This window comes from Streptomyces sp. YGL11-2, assembly GCF_050054615.1.
Lineage (GTDB): Bacteria > Actinomycetota > Actinomycetes > Streptomycetales > Streptomycetaceae > Streptomyces.
The window spans coordinates 1-2,037 of the sequence record NZ_JBNHIN010000136.1; the positions used below are offsets into that span (position 1 = coordinate 1).

Genomic DNA, 2,037 nt, shown 5'->3' on the forward strand with positions numbered 1-2,037 from the left:
CCGTCGGTCACTTCCTCGATCACCCGCACGTCGGGGAACTTCTCGCGCCACAGGGCCAGGCTCATGGAGAGCAACTCCTCGTCGCCGCTCGCCGTGGGGGCCGGCGCGCCCGGCGAGGTGGCGGGGGCGCCGAGGGGGGTGTCGGGCGGCCGGGCCCGTACGGCGCGTAGCGCCGTGTGATGGGCCGTGGCCGTGGTGAAGGCGTAGTCGAGTACGGCGTTGCCCTCGGCGCCCAACTCCTGCACGCCGACGACGATTTCGGGTCCGGGGCCGGTGGACGGTTCCTCCTCGCGGACGGTGACCACCGGGCACTGCGCGCGCCCGAGCACCCGCAGGCTCACGGAGCCCAGGAGGAATCCGGAGATCGTGTCGTGCCCGCGCGATCCGAGTACCAGGAGGGTGGCCGCCTTGCTGCGTTCCGCCAGTGCGTCCGCTGCCTCTTCTGAGGTCTGCTCGGCGGTCACCGCGATTCCCGGATGCGTCTGGCGGACCAGGGTTTCGGCGCGGCTGAGTGCTTCGGCTCCGTAGCGGCGCTTTTCGGCATCGGCTCGGGTCGGGGAGGGGGGCCAGGGTTGGGAGACCCAGGAGTGCAGGAGGTGGAGGGGAAGGTTCCGTACCGCTGCCTCCTCGGCGCCCCAGCGCACCGCGGGCACACTGTTCCCGGTTCCGTCCAGTCCGACGAGGACCGAGCCGCCCATGTCACACCTCGCAGTGGGGTCCGACGATCTCCCCGCCCCGGCGGGCGGCGCCGGCGGTCGGGCTCCGGACCACGCGCTGATCGCCGGCGTGTGCCGTCACCGTCGGCGCCGCCTCCGGACACCCCGGCGCCTTGTGCCGAACGTGCCACAGGGGCAGCCGTGCGCGATAGGGGCGAGCCGCCCGGAGAGAAGGCCGTCCGGCCCATGGGACGGGACCGGACGGAACTCGTGCGCGACACCTCCGCGCGGTTCACTGAAAGCGACAGGGAGGACGGCAGACGCGGAGGAGCGGAGCGAGACCGCGCACCGCGCCATCAGGGCCCGCGAGAAGCGGGTGGTCCTCCTTGCCGTCGGACGCCGGCCCGCCGCTCCGGGCCGGCCCGTTCATGGCCCGCAGACAGGCGAACGGACGCCGCAACCTGACGACTTGGGCCGCGGCGCTGCCGTCGCGGCACGGCCGGTAACCAGGAGATCCGCCATGACCACCACCCCGTTGCTGCAACATCTCCCGCCCAACGGAAGGGACCGGCTGCTGGCGTTCGCCCACGAGGTGTCCTTTGCGGAAGGCACCCGCATCTTCGAGGAGGGCGGTGCCGCCGACCGCTTCTGGATCATCCGCACCGGCTCGGTCAATCTCGACATCCGGATAGCGACCCGACGGCCGGCGGTCGTCGATGTCCTCGGCCCGGGCGACCTGCTGGGCTGGTCGTGGCTGGTGCCGCCGTACCGCTGGCGGATGGGGGCGGAGGCGTTCACCCTCGTGCGGGCCCACGAATTCGACGCGACCCGGGTACGCGCGCTGTGCGAGGCGGACTCGGTCCTGGGGCTGGTGGTGACCCGCCGGGTCCTCGACGTCGTCGCCCGTCGCCTCCTGGCCACCCGGCGCCGAGCGGTCGATCTCGGCGCCGTGAGCGTGAGCACCCCGCCGACGCCGGCGTGAACNTCGGTCCTGGGGCTGGTGGTGACCCGCCGGGTCCTCGACGTCGTCGCCCGTCGCCTCCTGGCCACCCGGCGCCGAGCGGTCGATCTCGGCGCCGTGAGCGTGAGCACCCCGCCGACGCCGGCGTGAACGATCCCGCCGACAGCGGCGTGCGGCCTCAACCGGCACCCGGTCCGCACGCCGATCGCTGCGCGTGGCCTGGGACATGAAGGGCCGGTTCACGCGTCCGCGTCGGTGCTCCCGGCCGGGGACGCCGGCGCCCCGGGGACGCGGATGCGGCGCCCGCTGAGGCGGGTTGGCCGGATGGCGATCCACTGGTACCGGCCGCCGCCTACCCAGGGGGCCGAGTACGCCTGCTCTTCGAACGTGCGGGACTCGTAGAAGCCGGTGACGACTTCG

At 73.5% G+C, this 2,037-nt stretch carries 2 protein-coding genes and 1 pseudogene; 1 reads left to right on the plus strand and 2 read right to left on the minus strand.

Going from position 1 to position 2,037, the window contains the following annotated elements; genetic code table 11:
* A partial coding sequence (locus ACO1BR_RS43945; protein ID WP_426800727.1) for a universal stress protein occupies nt 1–698 on the minus strand: 698 nt, incomplete at its 3' end.
* Between the two features lie 478 nt (nt 699–1,176).
* On the opposite strand from ACO1BR_RS43945, the gene ACO1BR_RS43950 reads away from it, so the two are divergent.
* Entirely contained in the window at nt 1,177–1,638 is a 462-nt protein-coding gene (locus ACO1BR_RS43950) for a cyclic nucleotide-binding domain-containing protein (RefSeq protein ID WP_426800728.1), read from the plus strand.
* 218 nt (nt 1,639–1,856) lie between these two features.
* Here ACO1BR_RS43950 and ACO1BR_RS43955 read toward each other — a convergent pair.
* A pseudogene (locus tag ACO1BR_RS43955) lies at nt 1,857–2,037 on the minus strand (hypothetical protein); the annotation flags it as partial.